General features: G+C 74.2%; 14 protein-coding genes and 2 pseudogenes. 6 read left to right on the top strand and 10 right to left on the bottom strand.

The features are described 5' to 3' along the window. Positions 1 to 552 precede the first annotated feature (552 nt). Both OHA72_RS23510 and OHA72_RS23505 read right to left on the bottom strand, forming a co-directional pair. A complete protein-coding gene (locus OHA72_RS23510) occupies positions 553 to 2,028 on the bottom strand; it encodes a hypothetical protein (RefSeq protein WP_327009934.1) in 1,476 nt (491 codons plus the stop codon). Positions 2,029 to 2,104: 76 nt separating this feature from the next. Next, positions 2,105 to 3,202 carry a glycoside hydrolase family 26 protein gene (locus OHA72_RS23505; RefSeq protein WP_327009933.1) on the bottom strand — a complete coding sequence of 366 codons (1,098 nt, stop codon included), beginning with the start codon at positions 3,200 to 3,202 and terminating at the stop codon, positions 2,105 to 2,107. A gap of 310 nt (positions 3,203 to 3,512) precedes the next feature. Between OHA72_RS23505 and OHA72_RS23500 the strand changes: the two genes are divergently transcribed. Continuing rightward, a complete protein-coding gene (locus tag OHA72_RS23500) occupies positions 3,513 to 4,013 on the top strand; it encodes a YcxB family protein (RefSeq protein WP_327009932.1) in 501 nt (166 codons plus the stop codon). Between the two features lie 277 nt (positions 4,014 to 4,290). Here OHA72_RS23500 and OHA72_RS23495 read toward each other — a convergent pair whose 3' ends face one another. Beyond that, positions 4,291 to 4,500 carry a PASTA domain-containing protein gene (locus OHA72_RS23495; RefSeq protein ID WP_327009931.1) on the bottom strand — a complete coding sequence of 70 codons (210 nt, stop codon included), beginning with the start codon at positions 4,498 to 4,500 and terminating at the stop codon, positions 4,291 to 4,293. A 433-nt stretch (positions 4,501 to 4,933) separates the two neighbouring features. On the opposite strand from OHA72_RS23495, the gene OHA72_RS23490 reads away from it, so the two are divergent. Continuing rightward, positions 4,934 to 5,242 (top strand): hypothetical protein, encoded by a 309-nt coding sequence (locus OHA72_RS23490; protein ID WP_327009930.1) that lies wholly within the window; start codon positions 4,934 to 4,936, stop codon positions 5,240 to 5,242. A gap of 49 nt (positions 5,243 to 5,291) precedes the next feature. On the opposite strand, the gene OHA72_RS23485 is transcribed toward OHA72_RS23490, so the two are convergent. After that, complete coding sequence (locus tag OHA72_RS23485) at positions 5,292 to 5,654, bottom strand: hypothetical protein (protein WP_327009929.1); 363 nt, start codon at positions 5,652 to 5,654, stop codon at positions 5,292 to 5,294. 110 nt (positions 5,655 to 5,764) lie between these two features. On the opposite strand from OHA72_RS23485, the gene OHA72_RS23480 reads away from it, so the two are divergent. Both OHA72_RS23480 and OHA72_RS23475 read left to right on the top strand, forming a co-directional pair. Continuing rightward, positions 5,765 to 5,929 carry a hypothetical protein gene (locus tag OHA72_RS23480; RefSeq protein WP_327009928.1) on the top strand — a complete coding sequence of 55 codons (165 nt, stop codon included), beginning with the start codon at positions 5,765 to 5,767 and terminating at the stop codon, positions 5,927 to 5,929. A 176-nt stretch (positions 5,930 to 6,105) separates the two neighbouring features. Then, a complete protein-coding gene (locus OHA72_RS23475; RefSeq protein ID WP_327009927.1) occupies positions 6,106 to 10,101 on the top strand; it encodes a hypothetical protein in 3,996 nt (1,331 codons plus the stop codon). A gap of 10 nt (positions 10,102 to 10,111) precedes the next feature. On the opposite strand, the gene OHA72_RS23470 is transcribed toward OHA72_RS23475, so the two are convergent. Continuing rightward, entirely contained in the window at positions 10,112 to 11,575 is a 1,464-nt protein-coding gene (locus OHA72_RS23470; RefSeq protein ID WP_327009926.1) for a M1 family metallopeptidase, read from the bottom strand. Between the two features lie 188 nt (positions 11,576 to 11,763). On the opposite strand from OHA72_RS23470, the pseudogene OHA72_RS23465 reads away from it, so the two are divergent. Continuing rightward, a pseudogene (locus OHA72_RS23465) lies at positions 11,764 to 12,679 on the top strand (ABC transporter ATP-binding protein). Between the two features lie 178 nt (positions 12,680 to 12,857). Then, positions 12,858 to 13,097: pseudogene (locus OHA72_RS23460) on the top strand (LuxR C-terminal-related transcriptional regulator); the annotation flags it as partial. 21 nt (positions 13,098 to 13,118) lie between these two features. Here OHA72_RS23460 and OHA72_RS23455 read toward each other — a convergent pair. From OHA72_RS23455 to OHA72_RS23435, 5 genes are read right to left on the bottom strand one after another with little or no spacing between them, the layout of a single operon-like run. Continuing rightward, positions 13,119 to 13,877 (bottom strand): CIA30 family protein, encoded by a 759-nt coding sequence (locus OHA72_RS23455; protein WP_327009925.1) that lies wholly within the window; start codon positions 13,875 to 13,877, stop codon positions 13,119 to 13,121. Beyond that, positions 13,874 to 15,601 carry a hypothetical protein gene (locus OHA72_RS23450; RefSeq protein ID WP_327009924.1) on the bottom strand — a complete coding sequence of 576 codons (1,728 nt, stop codon included), beginning with the start codon at positions 15,599 to 15,601 and terminating at the stop codon, positions 13,874 to 13,876. The genes OHA72_RS23455 and OHA72_RS23450 overlap by 4 nt, the downstream gene beginning before the upstream one ends. 29 nt (positions 15,602 to 15,630) lie before the next feature. Beyond that, positions 15,631 to 15,975, bottom strand: a complete 345-nt coding sequence (locus OHA72_RS23445; protein ID WP_327009923.1) for an ROK family protein — start codon at positions 15,973 to 15,975, stop codon at positions 15,631 to 15,633. Beyond that, the gene (locus OHA72_RS23440; protein ID WP_327009922.1) at positions 15,896 to 16,492 is read right to left on the bottom strand and encodes an ROK family protein; all 597 of its coding nucleotides are present in this window, start codon (positions 16,490 to 16,492) and stop codon (positions 15,896 to 15,898) included. Before OHA72_RS23440 ends, OHA72_RS23445 begins: the two co-directional genes overlap by 80 nt. Beyond that, the gene (locus tag OHA72_RS23435) at positions 16,489 to 18,864 is read right to left on the bottom strand and encodes a glycoside hydrolase family 2 protein (protein WP_327009921.1); all 2,376 of its coding nucleotides are present in this window, start codon (positions 18,862 to 18,864) and stop codon (positions 16,489 to 16,491) included. The genes OHA72_RS23440 and OHA72_RS23435 overlap by 4 nt, the downstream gene beginning before the upstream one ends. Between the last annotated feature and the right edge of the window lie 4 nt (positions 18,865 to 18,868).

The raw sequence follows: 18,868 nt of genomic DNA, 5'->3' as shown, positions 1-18,868 counted from the left end.
CTGGTCACGGCCCTGGTTCCGGTCCTGGTCACGGCCCTGGTTGCGGCCCGGCGGCATGTCGCCGTGCGACCGACGCGCGCTCACCATCCGCTCACCCCTACAGCCGTCCGCCCGGACAACCAGGCTACAAGGCGGTTCCGCCGTTCGGGCCACGTCGGCGCGGCCACACGCCACGCAGCTGGTCCACGCCGGGGAGCTGTTCTGGGAGCTCGACCGGGCCGGCGACGCCCTGCGGGTGCTCCGCGACGCCGTCGGCGGGCTGGACCGCGGCTGCGGCCCGATGATCGTGGCCATGCACGCCCCACCGGCACCGTTCGTGCCCGAACGGCACTGGTTCACCCCAGGCATCTCGTTCACGCTCGCCGGGTTCGGCTCCGCGCGGGCGCACGCCGCGGCGATGGCACCGGTGCGCGCGGCGCTGCCGCCCCTGTCCGAGTTCGCCACGGAGCTGCCGTCCACGGGGCTGCAGCAGACGATCGACGAGGCGGCGCCGTGGGGCGCGCACATCTACAGCCGGTCGCCGTACCTCGACGACCTCACCGACGGCGAGGTTCAGCCGCGGGCGACGCCGATGCCGAAGAGGACGGCGATGCCCAGGGCGCTGCGCGGCGCGTACGGTCCCCGCCACAGCCCGCCGTGCGCGGCCGCGTGCGCCTCCTCCTGCCACGGGTGGGTGCCGGCGGGGCGCGGCACGTGCAGGTCGTGCACGAGCAGCGCGGCCATGAGCGTGTTGCTGGTCGCCGGCTCGAAGATCTCGATGCCGAAGCGGTGCGCGCCCGCGTACGCGGCGGCGAGGAGCCGGTTCTTCAGCACGCTGCGGGTGCGGGTCGCCGGCGCGACCGTCAGCGACACGGTGGCGCCGGCGGCCCGCTCGTGCGCGGCCCGCCACCGCTGCAGCCGCTTGGCGAGGGCGTAGTTGGGGCCCTGCTGCGGCACGAGGCTGTCGTTGACGCCCGGCAGCCGCCCGCCGGGGTAGTTCGGGGCGAGCAGCCGCCCGCCGCTGAGCACCCGCAGCGGCCCGCGCAGCCGGCCGACGCCCTTCGCCGTCGCGTACCGGCGCCCGGACTCCTCGACGGCGTCGTCGGGGACGGCGAACACGTCGGTCGGCGTGGCCAGGAACGCCAGGGCCAGGTCCGCCCGGGCGGCGCGCAGCCGCACGGTGAGCGCGTCGACGGCGACGGCGACCCGGACGTTGAGCGGGCCGTCGGCGTACACGTAGTTGCCGAGCACGGGCGCGCCGCCGACGTCGCCGAGCCAGTCCGCGACCCGCCGCAGGTCGTGCAGCAGGTCGGCGCCGGCCACCCTGTGCAGCTCCCCCTCTGCTGAGGATAAGGCGACGGGCACGTGCAGCCGGCCGCCGGAGCGGTGCGCGGTCTCCAGGAGCCGCTGCCAGATCGCGGGCCGGGGCAGGTCGACGGCGACGACGTCGGCGCCCCAGCGCAGCAGCGCCGTCAGCGGCCCCATCTCCGCGCCGGCGCCCAGCACCACCACGGGCCGGCCGTCCAGCGCCAGCCAGTCCGGGTTCGCGGCGACGGTGCGCACCGCCTCCGCGCACGAGGCCTCGATGACGCCGCCGGCGACCCACGTGTCCAGCTGCCGGTCGAGGCCCGCGCCGTGCAGCCGTTCGCCGCGGTACGGCACGACCAGGTCACGCCGCACCTCGCCCTGCCCCGAGACGGTGACCGTCCGCAACGGGTCACCCGCCGGCGCGTCGAACGCCTCCTCCAGGGGTTGCTCGGCGCCGGCAGGGCTCCCCCTGTACCGCATCCGCGAACGCAACGACGTGAGCCCGTCGGCGGCCACGGCGAGCGCGGCCTCACGCGAGGGCAGCCCGGCCTCGACGAGCCGGTGGAAGTGGCGCAGGTAGTCGCTCCGCCAGTTCGTGGTGGTGTCGGCGTCGCGGGCCCAGTCCGGCGCCACGGACCGCAGCGCGTCGGCGACGACTGCACGGCCGAGCGCCGACGTGCTCGGTTTCCCGTCGACGGTGGGGATGACAACCCCGGTATGGGCCTGCGGCGCGTCGCTCATGGCGGACAGTGTGCACCGCAACCGCGAAGGCCGCCCAGGACGGGGTCCTGGACGGCCTTCGGCACCGGGGGGGTGGCTACTTGACGGTCACGGCGAAGCGCGGGTCGGCGGCGATGCGCTGGAACGCGGTGAGCGCCTGCGGGGTGTCGTCGACGCGGATGTCGTGGCCGGACTGGTCACGGGCGGTCTCGAAGTACACGAGGCCCTTGATGGCGGGCATGGCGGCCAGGTCACCCAGGACGGTGTCGAACACGTTGGCCTTGTTGACGCCGGCGACCTTGGCGGACGAGTCGTAGACGCCCCACTCGGCGACCATGACGGGCTTGCCCGGGTGCTTCGTGGTGGCCCACGTGTAGAAGCCGGGGTACTTGGAGGTCTGGTTGCCGGTGGTGCGGTTCATCAGCGAGGTGAAGTCACCGCTGTGGAAGCCGCCGGGCTGCGCGTTGAGGTAGGAGTCCACGCCGATCCAGTCGATGACGTCGTCGCCCGGGTACAGGTCGGCCCACCACGGCGAGTTGTTCCACTTCTCGTAGTTCATGTACGCGATCGTCGACACGGCATTGGTGACACCGGCGGCGCGCAGGCGCAGGATCGTGTGCCGGTACATGGCGGCGAAGTCCTTGGCGGTCATGCCCGAGCCGGCCTTAGGGTTGACGTCGTTCTCCGGCTCGTGGTGCAGCACCAGGAAGAACGGCTTGGTGAAGTTCGCCTTCAGGAACGCGGCCTCGCGGTCGATGCGGGCGTCCTGGGCGCCGGCGGCGACCTTCGCCCAGGTGCTGCCGTAGGCGACCTTCCAGTTGAGCATCAGGGTGCGGGGCCTGGCCGGGTCCGTGGTCATCGCGACCTCGTCCTTGGTCGGGAACAGCTCGTTACCCTTGTGGTAGGTGTGGTAGATCGCCGCGGTCCGGCCGGTCTTGCGCTCGAAGGTCTTGAGCGCCTCGTCGCGGGGCACGTCGGAGAACCCGCCGGCGGCCGCGCCCCACAGGACACCGCAGGACGGGACGAGCTTGGCGTTCACCGTGCACTGCGAGCCCGCGGCCGTGGCACCCTCGGCGGCGAACGCGGCCTGGCCGGTGCCCGCGCCGGCGAGCACGCCGGCTGCGAGGACACCGAACGGCAGGAGCCGGCGGACGGCGCGACGGATACGGTCGGAGTTCAGCGCGGCGAACGTCAAAACGAATCTCCCCGGAAGTAGTGGTGCCAGGCCCCGTCGGCCTGACCTCACCAAGATTCCGGGGCTCCCGGAGCGCCCCCGGTTCGCCGCCGGTTGCCGTTGGGGTGTCCGCCCCGCGCTCAACCCGTCCACAGTGGACAGCCGTCCGGGGGACATCCGCGGGGTGCGGGGACCCGGAAGGTTGCCGGCCGGTTGCCGGCGGGGCCCGTGGGGCCGCTGGGGCCGGCGGGTGCGGTTCCGGCCCGGGGCGGCACGGACGGCATCCGGCGGCCGGTATCGTGGCCGCCATCACCGACGGCAGGGAGCGCGCGTGCACATCCGATTCGACGTCCCGGCGGACCCCGCGTACGCGGCCCGGGTCGCCACCGTGCTCAGCGACGTGTACCTGCGCAAATACCGGTACATCGGGTTCGCGCTGATCGCCGTCGGGCTGCTCGGCCTGTGGCTGCCGATCGGCGGCAAGGACTTCGACGCGGGCCCGATCTTCACGATGATCCTGGTGGTCGGCGTGCTGTCGATGCTGTTCCCGGTGTGGGCGCGCTACGCCGCCCGCAGGCGCCTCGACGGCCTGGCCGTCGACGGCGGCTACGACATCAACGACGACACGGTGACGATGCGCAGCGGCACCGAGAGCGGCAGCCTCGACTGGGACGAGGTGACCCGGGTGACGGAGTCCCGCGGGTTCTGGGTGCTGTTCACCGGCCGGACCCCGTACACGGTCATCCCGCTGCAGTTCATGTCCGCCGACGACCAGGAGGCCCTGCGCGCGTTCCTGACCGAGCGCGGCAGCCTCCCCGCCTCCCCCGCCTGACCGCCGGCGGCGTCTCCCGCCTCCACAGCAGCGCGGCGCGGCGGTCGACGCCCTCGGCGAGGTGCCGGCGGTAGGTGCTCATCGGCAGGCCCAGCAGCTCCGCGGCGCGCTGCTGGGTGCCGGTGGGCTGCAGGTACGTGTGGTGCAGCGCCCGGTACGCGGCGAGTCCCGCAGCACCGCCTCCTCCAGGGCCTGGACGCGGTCCGTGCCGGCGGCGAGGCACGCGCCGGTCAGCGGGTTGCCGGCGAGCCGGTCGGCTGGGCGGACTCCGCTGACGTCAGACCCTTCGGGTGCAGGTGAGCACGATCGCGGCGTCCGTCGGCACCTGCGCACCGGCGGCCGCCGACTGCCGCGTCACCGTCCAGTTCTGCGGCAGCACGACGTCGGGGTCCGCGGGGTCCTGCGAGCCGAACCGCACGTCGCGGAACCCGAGCCCCTCCAGCTCGATGCGCGCCGCGGCCGCGTTCTTCCCGATCAGGTCCGGCATCGCCGCCCGCGCCGGGGCCACGGACGTCGCGCCGGTGGTCGCGCCGGGCGCGGTGCCGGACGTGGTGGGTGCCGACGGACGGGGCCGCCGGGCCCGACGAGGTGCGCCCTGCGGCGCCGGTACCCCCGGGCGCCACCGCCGCGGACGTCGCCGCTCCCGCGGCCCGGTCGTTGCCGCCGGAGCCCTGCGCGGCGACCGCCACCGCGGCCACGACCGCCGCGACGACGACACCCACGACCACCCCGACGACGATCCGGCGCCGGTGTCGCGGCGAAGACTGCGGCGCCGCGTCGTCCGGCTGCACTGGAGAGGTCACCGCCGGATTCTGCCCCGGCCACGCCACCACGGCAATCGCAGCACCTCGGGGCAGCAAGAACGGCGCTCAACGCTCTAAGCTGTGCCGCCCTCATCACTCCACCCCGGAGGACCACCAATGTTCACTGCTGCACAACCGCTCGCCGCGCTCGAAATGAACGCGGGCACCGAACTGGCCTACATCGGCCTGCTCGCGCTGAGCGGCGTGATCCTGCTGATCGTCGGCGCCACGGGCCTCGGCCTGAAGTCGACCGGCCAGCGGGTGCTCAACATCGTGCTCGGCGTCGCCTTCCTCGGCTACGCCGTGTACATCCTCGGCTTCACCGGCCCCGGCGACACGATCATCATCGCCTGGTACGTGTTCGTCGTGCCCGTGGTGCTGATCATCAACGTCGTGAAGGCCATGCGCGCCCGCAACAACGCGTGACCCGGCGCCGGCCGTCCGCCCGGCACGGCGGACGGCCGGCACCGGCGGGTCAGCACGGGGCGCTGGAGGCGCCGTTGCCGGCCCTGATGAGGTACCGCCCGGCGGGCCGGGACAGCACGTACGTGACGTCCCAGCGGGTGCAGGTCTCCTCCGGCCGCCCGACCGGGCCCTTGCCGGCGTCCTGCCGGCTGCGGAAGGTCAGCCGCGCCTGCAACACACCCTTGCCGGTCGTGTCGGCCGTCACCGACCGCAGGGTGATGTCGTCGTCGTAGGTGGTGGCGACGTCGTTGCTGAACTTGGTCACCGACTTCGGGTTGTTCGGGTTGACGATGCCGGCCGGGTCGTAGAGCGCCGGCCCCGGGCCGGACCGGTCCTCCTCGCCCATCCCGGCCGCGGCGGCCCGGAACCCCACCGCGCCCACCGCCATCGACCGCGAGGGCGAGCAGCGGCACCAGCCACCGCTGCCGCCGGGTCCGCGGGCTGCCCTGCGCCGGCGCGGGATACGCCACGCCGTGCCGCGCGGTGGCCGACGGGGCCGGCCACGCCGAAGGCTCCGCCCACGACGCGGGTCGCGGGCGGGCAGCGGGGCGGGTCGCCCCGGTCCTCGTCGCCGCCGGCCTCGCCGCCGACCTCGACCAGGCCATCCGGGGCGTCCTCGGCGCGCCGGAGCCCCGGCGGAGCGGGTGACCACCGGGCAGGCGGCCGGGACCGCTCCACCTGGTCGATGCGATGGCCGCAACAACCGGTCAGCCGGCGGGGCCGGCCAGCCGCACACCGCCAGCCGAACAGGGACTGTCCCGCTGCGTAACCAATTCGCTACGGTCATCTCCTGACACGCCGGCCACGGCTGAAGGGCCCGCCCGATGCGGCTACGACGGAGCCGACTCCACCTCGCCTCGCTGCTCGTCCTCGCCTCGGTCCTGATCGGGCTCGGCCTCTGGCTCAGCCGCTCGTCCGCCGACACCGTCCTCGGCACGCTCGGCCTGGGCCTCGCCGCGGCCACGTTCGCCCTGGACCTGATCGTCTACCTGCGGACGCCGGGCCGGCCACTGCCACCAGCCGAAGACCAGGCCGACGAACTGGCCCAGGTCGTCGAGGAGCAGTGGCACGCCGAGAGCCGGGCCCGGCTGCTGGACAGCCAGGAGGTGCTGCCGTTGCGGTGGCGGCAGACGGCCCGGCCGGCCGGGGACACCGGCGTCCCGCTGACGGGACGGCTCGGCGGCGGCTTCGAGCAGGTGATCCGCAAACTCGCGGACGGCTACCGCCGGATACCCAGCCGCCGTCTCGTCGTGGTCGGTCAGCCCGGCTCGGGCAAGTCGGTGCTGGCACTGCTGATCACCCTGGGCCTCTTCCGCGGGCGGGCCGCCGGTGGCGCGGTGCCCGTCCTGCTGTCGGCGTCGTCCTGGGACCCGCTGGTCGAGACGATGGACGCGTGGGTGGTGCGGATGCTCGCCACCGCCTACTACAACGGCCGCACCGAGACCCCCGACCGGCTCCTGCGCAGGGGCCTGCTGCTGCCCGTCGTCGACGGTCTCGATGAGATCCCCGAAGCCAGCCGCCGCAGCGCGATCCGCGCCGTCAACGCCGCGATCGGCGCCACCCGGCCGGTGGTCGTGACCTGCCGCGCCGTCGAGTACGAGGACCTGATCCGCGCCGGCGGCCCGGGCCTGCAGCGCGCACCGGTGGTCGAGGTGCTCCCGGTGGAGCCGGCCGACGTCATCGCCTATCTGGAACGCGTCGACTGGCCCGACGGCGTCGACTGGGCACCGGTCCACGCCGAGCTCCGCGCCGCTGGTGACTCGCCCGTCGCCGCGGCGTTCAGCACGCCGCTGGCCGTCTCGCTGGCCCGCCAGGTGTACCAGCGGCTGGTCCGCGCCCCCGGTGAGCTGCTTGACCGCGGCCGGTTCGACAGCCGGCTCGCGGTCGAGGACCACCTGACCGACCTCGTCATCGACGCCGCCTACGCACCCGAACGACCGCCCGCCGGGCTGCCGGCGCAGGACCGCGCCGCGCGCTGGGACGCCGCGGACGCCCGCCGCTGGCTCACCTTCCTCGCCGTCTACCTGCACCGGCACCGGGAGCGCGACCTCGTCTGGTGGACGATGAGCCAGCGGCTGTCCTCGCCGTGGGTCGCGCCGGGCGTCGGCATCGCCGGTGGGGTCACGCTCATGTCGGCGGTGTCCCTGTGGATCTCCTGGTTCGACCGGCACGGATTCGTCGGGCTGGACCGGACCATCCTGGTCGGCGCGGCGACCGGCGTCGCGTTCGCCGTGCTGGCAACGGTCATGTGGTTCGCGACGGTGGGCCGGATTCCGGGCCGGCTGTCGTTCGCGACCCGCGGGTGGTCGGGCCGGCTGCGGCACGGGTTCGGCACCGGGCTGGCGGTCGCCGCCGTCATCGCGGTGCCAACGCTCGCGGCCGTCGCCGTCACGATCACGGTCAGCGGCGGCTGGAGCATGGCCAACACCTCGGGCTACTTCGCGGCGGTGGCCGGGACCGCCGCCGGCGCGTTGGTCGTCGCGACCGGCTCGGCGGTGCAGAACTGGCTCAACGCGCCGCCGGAACGGGCCGAACGCTCCGACGCGTCGGGAGCGCTGCGCCAGGACCGGCGCTCCGCGCTCGTCGGTGCGCTCGCCGGCGGAGCGGCGGTGGCCGCCTTGACGTTCGGCGCCGTCGTGTCCGGGTTGTTCCTCGGCAGCTGGTGCTACAACGCGCTCAGCACCTGGGCCGGCTGGCCCGGCAACCCGGACCCCGCGGCCCTGCTCACGGCTCGCCGGCTCGACGTGGCGGAGCAGACCCTGGGCGGCGGCGCGCTGGCGGTCGGGGGCGCGGCACTGTTCCCCGGACTGCTCTTCGCCCTGCTGACGCTGCTCACCCGGGCGTGGCCGCGGTTCACCATCCTGCGCCTGACCCTGTCCGCGCAGCGGCGGCTGCCGTGGGCGCTGCTGGCGTTCCTGGCCGACGCCCGGCGGCGTGACCTGCTGCGCCAGGTCGCCGGCGCCTACCAGTTCCGGCACGTGCGGCTGCAGGAGCGGCTGGCCAACGGGCCACAGTCAGGCCCGGCCCAGCCGCCGGTGCGGCCGCACCGGCTCGGCCGGCGCAGCGTGGCCGCGCTCGCCGCCGCCGCGACGGCGCTCGTCGCCACAGTGTTCGCCGTCATCCCGGACGACGGCGCCCGGGCCACCCTCGCCGGCGCCTACGGCCGGGGTCCGTACTCGGCGACGGTCAGCACGGGTGGGCACAAGGTCGCCGTCTACAGCCACGCCGAGCCCGACGTGCGGCTCTTCGAGCTGGGTACCGGCGCACCGGTGGCGGTCCTGCGCACGGGCCTGTGCGGGGTCCAGCGCGTCTCGCTCACCCCGAACGCCCGGCTCGCCGAGATCTGGAGCATGTGCGACAGCGACACCGTCGAGGTCTGGGACATCGCCGTGCGGCCGCCGGCGCTGCGGGCCCGCGCCTACTCCGTAAACCGGCTCGCCGGCGGGCGGGTCCTCGCCGCCTGGTCCGGCCCCACGCGCCCGGGGCTGGCACGGGTCACCATGTTCGACGCCGTGACCGGCCAGGTCCTGCTCGACCAGACCGGCAGCCAGCACCGCGACGAGTACGAGCTGCCCAGCCCGGCGACCGGCCGGACCATCGTGACCACCACCGCCGCCGCGTCGGTCGTGCTGCTCGACGCGCCGGCCGAGGTGCAGCTGGTGAACCTCGGTTCCGGTGCCCGCAGCGGCCTGGCGGGGATCGACGCCGCGAAGGACATCGTCGGGCTCAGTCCGGACGGGCGCCTCGTCTACGCGATCAGCGGCGCCTCGGTCCGGTTCTGGCGGTCCGCCGACGGGCGGTACCTCGGGGCGGCCACTGTGCCGTCCGGCGTCACCGCCGCGCAGTTCAACGCCGACAACTCACGCGTGCTGCTGCTGGGCGGCGGCGACCCGGACGACCCCACCGACGACGACACCCTGGCGCTCGTGCGGCCCGACCCGGCCGGTGTCCTCGCGACGGACACCAACACCGGTGGCTTCGCGGGCGCCGGTTTCAGCGACAGCGGCCGGGTGGTCGCCGCGATCGCCGTCGCCGACGACCGGGCGACCCCGACGACGCTGCGGCTGTGGCGGTCCGCCGACGGCACGACGTACCCGCCGATGCCCGCCGTGGCCGGGTACCGGTTCGTCGACGACACCGCGGTCGTCACCAAGGGCGTCAGCGAATTCGCCGACCTGCAGATCCGTAACGTCGCGGACGGCACGCTCCGGGTCACCGTCGCCGGCGGGTCGCAGGTACCGTTGTCCAGTTCCCTGCCGGGCCAGGCGTGGGACCTGGACCTGGCGGTGTCCCCCGACCGCGACACGGTCACCTTCTACGGCGGTGAGGACGTCCGGACCTGGGTCACGGGCACCGGCCAGGAACTGTTCCCCGTCAGCGAAGCGAGCCTGGTTGCGGTGAGCGCCGACGGTCTGCGGATGGCGCAGTTCCAGGACGGGGCAACCCGGATCATCGACGTGCGGACCGGAGGGCAGGTGTGCGCGATCCCGGCGACGTGGCCGCACGACACCTCCGCCGAGGAGGAGAACGGACCGGTCGCCACGATCATGGTCGACGACCAGGCGGACGTCCTCACGTCCGAGCCCACCCCGCGGGTCTCGGACGAGGCGTTGTTCAGCCCCGACGGGCGCATGTTCACGACCGTCCTGGCCGACGGCGAGACCATCCAGGTCTGGAACGTGCTGGACGGCTCGCTTGCCGCCACGCTGCGCGGCCATGTCGGGCAGGTCCAGGCCGTCCAGTTCGTCGACGACCGGACCCTGATCTCCACCGGCCGGACCGACGCCACCGTCAGGATCTGGGACGTCCCCGAACGATGAGGGCGCCCGGCTACTTCGGGGTGGTGGGCGAGTCGAGCCACGTGTTGATGAGCGCGGTGAAGTCCTTACCGGTCTGCTTGTTGACGAAGGCGATGAACGACGCCCGGTCCTGGGCGGTGTTGCGGTGCTGCTGGGCCCACTCGCGGGCGAGGGCGAAGAACGCGTCGTCGCCGAGTTGCTTGTGGATCTGGTGGAGCATCAGGGCGGGGCACATGTAGACGTTGCTCTCCGCGAAGTTCTCCGCCTTCGGGTTGCCGGGCGGGCCGAGCTTCGCGCGCAGCCGGGCGTCGACGCCGCGGGCCCACTCCTCCCACTGCTTCGCGGTGATCTTGTCGCGTTCGTTGGAGTAGAGGTGCTGGACGTAGGTGGCCCAGCCCTCGTTGAGCCACAGGTCCTTCCAGTTCGTCGGGCCGACGGTGTTGCCGAACCAGTGGTGGGCGTACTCGTGCAGCAGGTCGTCCTCGAAGTACCGGGCGATCTCCGCGGTCTTCGTGGTGCCGTAGTCGGGCGTGCCCATGGTGACCATCTGCGCGGTCTCCATCGCCGAGCGCGACGGGACCATGACCACACCACCGCTGGCGTACGGGTACGCCCCGAACCGCTGCTCCAGCCAGCCCAGCAGCTGCGGCGACTTCTTGATCACCGGGAGCAGCTTGTCGTCGGTGCCGCTGCGGTACCAGTAGGTGAGCGGGATGCCGTGCGGCCCCTCCGCGGTCTCCTTCCGGTACCTGCCGACGGCGAGCGTGGTCAGGTAGGTCGCGACGGGGTCGGCGGCCACGTACCGGAACGTGGTGCCCTCCTGCGGCTTGGCCGCACCGGTCGCCACCGCCGACCATCCGTCCGGGACGGTGACGGCGATGTCGTAGAGGGCCTTGTCCGACGGCTGGTCGTTCGACGGGTACCAGGTGGACGCGCCGTACGGCTCCTGCATCGTCCACAGCCCGCCGTCCTTGGTGACGGTGAGCCCGAGCGGCTCGGAGTCCGTGCGGTGCGACGGCATCGGCACCGTGGCCGGCGTCCCGTGGTACTTCACGACCAGGGTCGCGAACGCGTCCTTGGCGACGGTGCCGGGCGCGGTGAGGTCGTTGTCGGCGATCGACGCGGCGACGGTCGCGCCGTTGAGCGTGACCCCGTCGAGCGTGTACGCCTGCGAGAAGTCCAGCCGGACCGCCGTCAGGTCGCTCACCGCCCGCAGCCGCAGGGTCGCGTGCCCCGTCAGCGTCCTGGTCTCCGGCGCCCACGCCAGCTCGAGACCGTAGTGCAGGACGTCCACGTCGGCGTGCCCGTACGCCGGGTACAGCGGATCGGCGACCGGCGCCGACCGCCCCGCGGCCCAGGCCGTGTAGTCCGGACCGGCGGGGCTCGGCGCGGCGGCCGTGACGCTGGGACTCGGGTCGGTGGTCGGGGACGGGTCGGGTGAGCAGCCGGCGATGAGGACAACCAGCGGCACCGCGAGCAGGAGGGGTCGGCGCACCGCAAGATCGTAAACACGAACCCCCTCGCCTGCTGTCCCGCACGGTAACGGTCCTGTGGAGGTCCGGTGACCGTCCGGGGCTGATCCGGCGGTCCACCGATCGGTTGATCGGTGGACCGGTCGCGGCCCGCGCCGGGCGTGGCCGCGTGGTCGATCCGGTGCCGGGGCGTGGGCGGCAGGCTTCCGGTATGGCAATCATCGAGGTGGACGGCCTCGTCAAGCGGTACGGCGGCCGCACCGCCGTCGACGGGGTCAGCTTCGCGGTCGAGGCGGGCGAGATCTTCGGCATCCTGGAGCCCAACGGGGCGGGCAAGACGACCACCGTCGAGTGCGTCGAGGGGCTCCGGAAGGCCGACGGCGGGTCGATCAGGGTCTGCGGCATCGACCCGCAGCGCGGCGACCGGGCGCTGCGGCAGGTGCTCGGCGCGCAGCTGCAGCGCAGCGAGCTGCCCGACAAGCTGAGGGTCGGCGAGGCGATGGAGCTGTACAGCTCCTTCTACCGCGACCCGGCCGACTGGCGTGAGCTGATCGAGACCCTGGGCCTCACCGGCAAGCTCGACGCCCAGTCCGGCGGCTGTCCGGCGGGCAGAAGCAGCGCCTGTCGATCGCGCTCGCGCTGGTCGGCAACCCGCGGGTGGCGGTCCTCGACGAGGTCACCACGGGCCTGGACCCGCAGGCGCGCCGCGACGCGTGGGACCTCATCGACCGCGTCCGCGGCAGGGGCGTCACGATCCTGCTCGTCACGCACTTCATGGAGGAGGCGGAGCGGCTCTGCGACCGGCTCGCGGTGATCGACGCCGGGCGGCTCGTCGCGCTCGACACCCCCGCGGGGCTGGTCGCCAGGGTCGACGACCGGCAGCGGATCCGCTTCCGGCCGTCCGCGCCGCTGGACCACGCCGTGCTGACGCGCTGCCCCAGGTCACGTCCGTCGAGCGGGCCGGCGGCCAGGTCGTCGTGACCGGCACCGGCGACGTCCTGCTCGCCGTGACCGCCGCGCTCGCCCGTAACCAGGTCACCGTGGCGGAGCTGCGCGTCGAGCGGAGCACGCTCGACGACGCGTTCGTCGCGCTCACCGGCCGCCGCATCGACCGCATCGACCTCTGAGGAGAGACCCGTGTCCGTGCTGTTCCGGCTCACCGCCACCGAGACCAGATTGTTCCTCCGCGAGCCGATCGTCGTGTTCTTCGCCGTCGCGTTCGCCCCGATCCTGCTCGTCGTCCTCGGCCTGGTCCCGTCGATGCGGGAACCTGCCGCGGAGCTCGGCGGCCGGCGGATGATCGACGTCGCGACCCGGCTCATGGGCCAGCTCCGCCAGCCCGCGTCGGAGCCGCTGTCCCGGCGCGAGCTGGAGGTCGTGGAGCTCATCGCCTAGGGCTCCACGAACCGCGACGCCGCCAGGCAACTGTTCATCAGCGAAGCCACCGTCAAGACCCATCTCCTGTACGTGTACGCGAAACTCGGCGTCAACGACCGCGCCGCCGCCGTGGCCGCCGCCTTCTCCCGCGGCTACCTGACCCCCTGACCTGCGCGCCCGGGGAGGGCGTCACGGGCCGGGCGGGTAGGCGGTCAGGTTGTCGACGATCAGGGTTCCCGCGCCGCTGCCGCCGACGTAGACGGACAGCTGGCCGAGGTGGAGCAGGTCGAGGGGGCCGCTCGGCGCCCAGCTCGGATGCCGGAACTCGCCGAACGGGATGCGCACGACGCCGGCGCCCGTCGCCGCCGGGAGGGTGTGTTCCCAGTAGATGCCGCTGGTGACGAACTGGATGGTGACGGCGGCGGTCGTGGCGGAGCGGTCGAGGTGGCATTCGATGCCCGCCTGGCCCCAGGCGTCCAGCGGGGCCGGGAAGGTGCGGCTCACGCCGGCGTAGCCGGCCGCGGCGAGGGTGAAGTCGAGCCGCATCGCCCGGCCGCCGGCCGCCGTGTGCAGGGTCGGGGTGATCGGGTCGCCGCCGGGGTTGCGGGGGTACGCGGCGGCGAGGGCGGCCTGGTCGGCGTAGCCGTCGAAGTCGTCGATGGTGACCGGGGCGGTCGGCAGGGCCCGGGTCGTGAACGTCGCGGTGGCGCTGTGCGTGGTGCCGTGCGCGTTGGTGGCGCTGACCCGCCAGTGGTACGTGGTGGCGGGCGGCAGCCCCGCCGCCAGCGCATGAGCACCATCGACGAGGCCGGTGACGGTGAGGACCGGGTCGCCGAGGTCGGCCCGTCGCGACACGGTGAGGGTGTACAGGCCGGCTCCGGCCGCCGCGGTCCAGGTGAACTCGGGCGGGCCGATGACGCCGGTCGCGCCGGCCGCCGGGGCGGTCAACCGGGCGGCGGCGGGTGGGCGTGGACCGGCGCCGGGTCGGCGGACCACAGGGTCGCCAGGACGAGCCCCGTCGTGGCGGCGGGCGGCCAGACGAGCCGGACGTGGCCGGTGTCGACCGTGGTGACGCTCAGCGTTCCCCGTGACACCCGCGTGCGGGCGGACCGCCAGGTGACGCCGTCGGCGGAGACCTCGACGGCCGGGCGGCGGCCGGAGCCGGTGAGGTCGAAGCGGGCCGCGCGGATGGCGGGCCGGGACCACGTGACGGACGCGCCGGGGCCGGACGGGCGCAGCGCCCCGGACCCGGCGGCGACGGCGGTGTGGGCGCTGGTGAGGGTGAGGTCCTCGACGGGGTCGACCAGCACCACGTCCGACGCCCCGGCGGGCACCGCGGAGGACGGGGTGCCCGCCCTGCCGGACCGGTCGACGGGCACGACGCGGTACCAGACGTCGCCGGGCGGGACCGGGTCGGTCCATGGGGTGTCCCGGTCGGTGAGCAGGCCCTCGTGGGCGGCGGTCCACGGGCCCCGTTCGTGCCGGGCCCGCTCGACCCGGTATCCGGCGGCGCCGGCGGCACCCCGCCAGCGCAGCACGTTGAGGCCGCCGCGTTTGGCGAGCTCGGTGACGAGTGGTGCTCCGAGGGTGAACCGGCGGGCGGGGGCCGGCGCCATGGCGGCGGCGAACGCGATCTGGGCGTCGACCGCGGCCCGCATCCGGGCGTCGTCGCCGGGGTAGTGCATGGTGAAGCCGTCGTCGTGGGCGACGAAGCCGTTGCGGTCGTGGTGGCCGAACAGCGACCACGACAGCATCCCGGTGACGTCGGGGTCGGCGGCCAGGGCGGTGAGCAGGTCGGCGGTGGCGGCCGTGGAGGCGTACTCGCCGCCGATGTACACCTTGCCGGCGGCGGTGACGGCGGCCGCGTCGGCGCGGACCCGGGCGGCCGTCGGCGGGTAGTAGTGCACGTCGACGAGGTCCACGCCGGGTGCGGCCAGGGTGTCGGGGTCGAGGTCGAAGCGGCGCCCGGCCGCGATCAGCTGCCGCGGCGCCCACTGCCGGAAGCGGGCGGCGTTGGCGTTGAGCCAGTCCAGGGTCATGCCCTCCAGCTCATTGCCGAACTCCCATGCCATGACCGTCGGGTCCTGGTTGTACGCGACGCCGGTCAGCGGGTTGACCCGGTGCATCACGTGCGACACGTAGGCCTGGTAGTCCGCGACGACCCGCGGGTCGGTGTAGAACGCCTCGGGCGGCAGCCCGTACGGGGCGGTGAAGTCGCGGTGCCCGCCGTGGTAATAGGACCACTCGTCGGTCAGCGGCAGGATCAGCCGGAGCCCGATCGAGCCGGCGTGCGCGACCGCGAGGTCGACGGTGGCGAACGCCGCGTCGTTGAAGCCGGTGTCCTTCGACGGCAGGATCGACAGGGCGTTGCCGGTCGAGGCCGTCATGTGCGACCGGACGACGGTGAAGCCCATCGCCCTGGCGGTGTCGAGGGCGTCGCGGATGCGGAAGGAGGTGGGGTACGCGACCCCGCCGACGTTCTCGTCGAGGCCCAGCCAGTAGATGTTGGTGCCGGCGAAGCGGAACGGGCGGCCGCCGAGCCGCAGGCGGGTGCCGTCGCGGGTGACGAACGCGGCGCCGGTGGCCGGGTGCGCGGCCGCGGCGGCCGGGGTGAACGCGGCGGCGGCCGCGGCGGCGCCGAGGACCAGCGCGGAGCGGCGGGTGAGGTCCATGTCGGGGTGTCCTCCAGGCAGCGATGCGATCAGGTTCGGGAAAGGGCGAGCGCGGCGGCGCCGTACAGGCCGGCGTCGCGGCCGAGTGCGGTCGGCAGGACGGTGAGGTCGTGCAGGAACGCGATCCCGGCCCGCCGCGCCACCGCGGCGCGCAGCGGCTCGAACAGGACCGGCCCGGCGGCGGCGACGCCACCGCCGACGACGACGGTGTGCAGGTCGAAGAGGGTCGCGGTGTTGACGATCGCGACGGCGAGCGCGTCGGCGCCGCGGGTGAACGCCTGCTGGGCGGCCGGGTCACCGCGGGCGGCGTCGGCGGCGAGGGCCCGCGCGTCGGTGCCGCCGGTCCAGCCGTGCCCGCGCGCCCACCGGACCATGCCGGGGCCGCTGGCGGCGCTCTCCACGCACCCGAACGCGCCCCGGCGGCGCGCCGACGGCGATGTGCCCGATGTGCCCGGCGTTGCCGGTGCGGCCCAGGTACGGCTCGCCGTCCAGGACCAGGCCGCCGCCGACGCCGGTGGAGACGACGACGCCGAGCAGCGACGGCGCGTGGCCGTGCCAGTGCTCGCCGAGCGCCATGCACTGGGCGTCGCCGGCGAGCGCGACCGGCCGGCCGCCGGTCAGGTCCGCGAGGACCGCGGTGATCGGGAAGCGCCGCCACGCCGGGATGTTGACCGGGCTGACCGCGCCCAGGTCGAGGTGGACCGGGCCGGCCGAGCCGACGCCGACGCCACGGACGCCGGTCAGGTCGAACCGGCCGACGAGGGCGGCGAGCGTGGCGGTGGGGTCGGCGCCGACCGGGACCTCGGCCCGGTCCACGATGCTGCGGTCGGCGCGCACGACGGCGGCGGCGAACGTCGTGCCGCCGATGTCGACGGCGAGCACGGCGGTCACGGCCTGGCCTCGTTGACGCACCGCAGCACCGGGTGGCTGGTCAGGCGGGCCGGGTCGAGCGGCCGGGCGGTGGTGACCGTGAACGTCACGGTCTCGCCCGGCAGCAGGGTGACGAGCTGGTCGTCGACGGTGGCGTGCGGATCGAGCCGGTCGGGATGCAGTGCCAGCTCCCGCACCAGCGTGCGGGCGGTGACGTGCACCAGGTAGCCCTCGGCGACCGGTTCCACGGTCGCGTCGTAGGCGGCCGGCGGGTAGGCCATCCGCGGGTCCTCGAGAAACATCCGGATCGCCCGCTGCGGACCCAGCTCCGCGACGAGCAGCTCCCGGCCCCCGTCGACCGGATCGAGCAGGCCGGCCGGCAGCACGACCCGGCCGGCGTCGCGCGGGGCGACGCTGACCGGCACGCTCTCCTTCGCGAGGAGCTCCCCGGTGACGGCGCGGCGGGTGACGGTCAGGTCGCCGGTCCACGGCTCGTCGGTGTCGTTGACGGCTGTCACGACCCCGTCCGCGACGGTGAGGAGCCGGGGTGCGTAGGCGCGGCGGACGGCGTACCAGAGGGGTTTGCGGCGGCCCGCACCGTCGACGGCGGCCCAGGACGTGACGGGCCAGCAGTCGTTGAGCTGCCACACGATCGCACCCATGCAGTACGGCATCAGCGACCGGAACCGCTCCAGGCCGTACGCCACGGCGCGGGCCTGGTTGAGCGACGTGTAGTAGTGCCAGTCGTCGAAGTCCGCCGGCGCCGGCAGGTGCCCGCCGAGGCCGCTGAGCAGTTTCTCGTTGCCGCCGGTCGCCTTCTGGTGGTGCCGGACGCCGGGTGCGTCGGCGGTGAGCGGCTCGTCGGAGACCGCGGCCCGCAGCGTCGCGTACGCGGGTGGGCCCTGGAAGCCGAACTCGGCGACGAACCGCGGGGTGTAGCCGTCGTAGCGGGTGTAGTCCTCGGTGTTCCACACGTCCCAGATGTGGATCGTGCCGGTGCTGTCGTCCATGACGTCGCGCTCGGGGGTGCCGGAGTACGGGGTGCCGGGCCAGTACGGGCGGGTCGGGTCGAGCTCGGCGACGATCCGTGGCAGCAGCTCGTAGTAGAAGCCGCCGCCCCAGCTGCGCCCTTCCAGGGCCTCGGGCCACCCCCAGTGCTGGTGGCCCCAGATGTTCTCGTTGTTGCCGCACCACAGCACCAGGCTCGGGTGGCAGACCAGACGCGTCACGTGCTCGCGGGCCTCGGCCTCCACCTCGCCGCGGAACGGCTCCTCCTCCGGGTAGGCGGCGCACGCGAACGGGAAGTCCTGCCACACCAGCACACCCAGCTCGTCGGCGAGGTCGTAGAAGTCCTCCGACTCGTACAGGCCGCCGCCCCAGACGCGCAGCAGGTTCGCCCCGGCGTCGAGGGCCTGCCCGAACCGTTCCCGGAGGCGGCCGGCGGTGACTCTGGCCGGGAAGCAGTCGTCGGGGATCCAGTTGAAGCCCTTGACGAACACGGGGCGGCCGTTGACGGCGAGCCGGAACGCGTCGGTGTCCAGCTCGACCGTGCGGAACCCGATCTGCCGCGTCCACGTGTCGGCGCCGGCCCGCACCGTCAGCGGGTACCGGGGCTGGGCGCCGTATCCGGCCGGCCACCACAGCTCGACGTCCGGCACGTCGAGGACCAGGACCCCATCGGTCTCGCCCGGCGCCAGCCGCAGCCCGGCGGTCACCCCGGCGATCTCGGCGGTCACCGTCACCGGCGCGTCACTGGTGCGCTCGACCCGGACCGGCACCTCGACCCGGCCGGTGCGTCCGTCCACAGTGGTCAGCGGCCGGACCTCGGCGAGCCGGGCGCCGGTCCACGCGTGCAGGCCGATCCCCTGCCAGATCCCGGCGGTGACGAGCGTCGGGCCCCAGTCCCAGCCGAAGTTGCACGCCATCTTGCGGATGAACTGGAACGGTTCGGTGTACGGACCGGGCCGCTCACCGAGGGCGTCGCGGTGCGCCTCGGCGTAGGTGTACGGCGCGGCGAACCGGACCTGCAGGGTGTTGCCGGCGGGCCGCAGCAGCGCGGTGACGTCGGCGCGGTGGCTACGGTGCATGTTCGCCGTGTGCAGCACCTCGACGTCGTTGACGACGACGGTGGCGACCGTGTCCAGCCCGGCGCAGACCAGGTCGACCCGGTCCTGCCCGTCCGCGGGCCGGTCGAACGTGGTCCGGTACACCCAGTCGGTGCGCCCGATCCAGTGCTGGCGCAGCTCGTTGTCGTCGAGGTACGGGTCGTCGATGAGCCCCGCGGCGAGCAGGTCGGTGTGCACCGAGCCCGGCACGGTCGCCGGCACGGGGGTGCCGTCACCCGCCCCGGCGGTCAGGGTCCAACCGTCGTGCAGCGGGTGGTACGTGCTCACGTGG

This window comes from Dactylosporangium sp. NBC_01737, assembly GCF_035963215.1.
Classification (GTDB): domain Bacteria; phylum Actinomycetota; class Actinomycetes; order Mycobacteriales; family Micromonosporaceae; genus Dactylosporangium.
The sequence above is the reverse complement of the archived record's forward strand: the minus strand, read 5'-3'. Positions and strand labels throughout refer to the sequence as shown.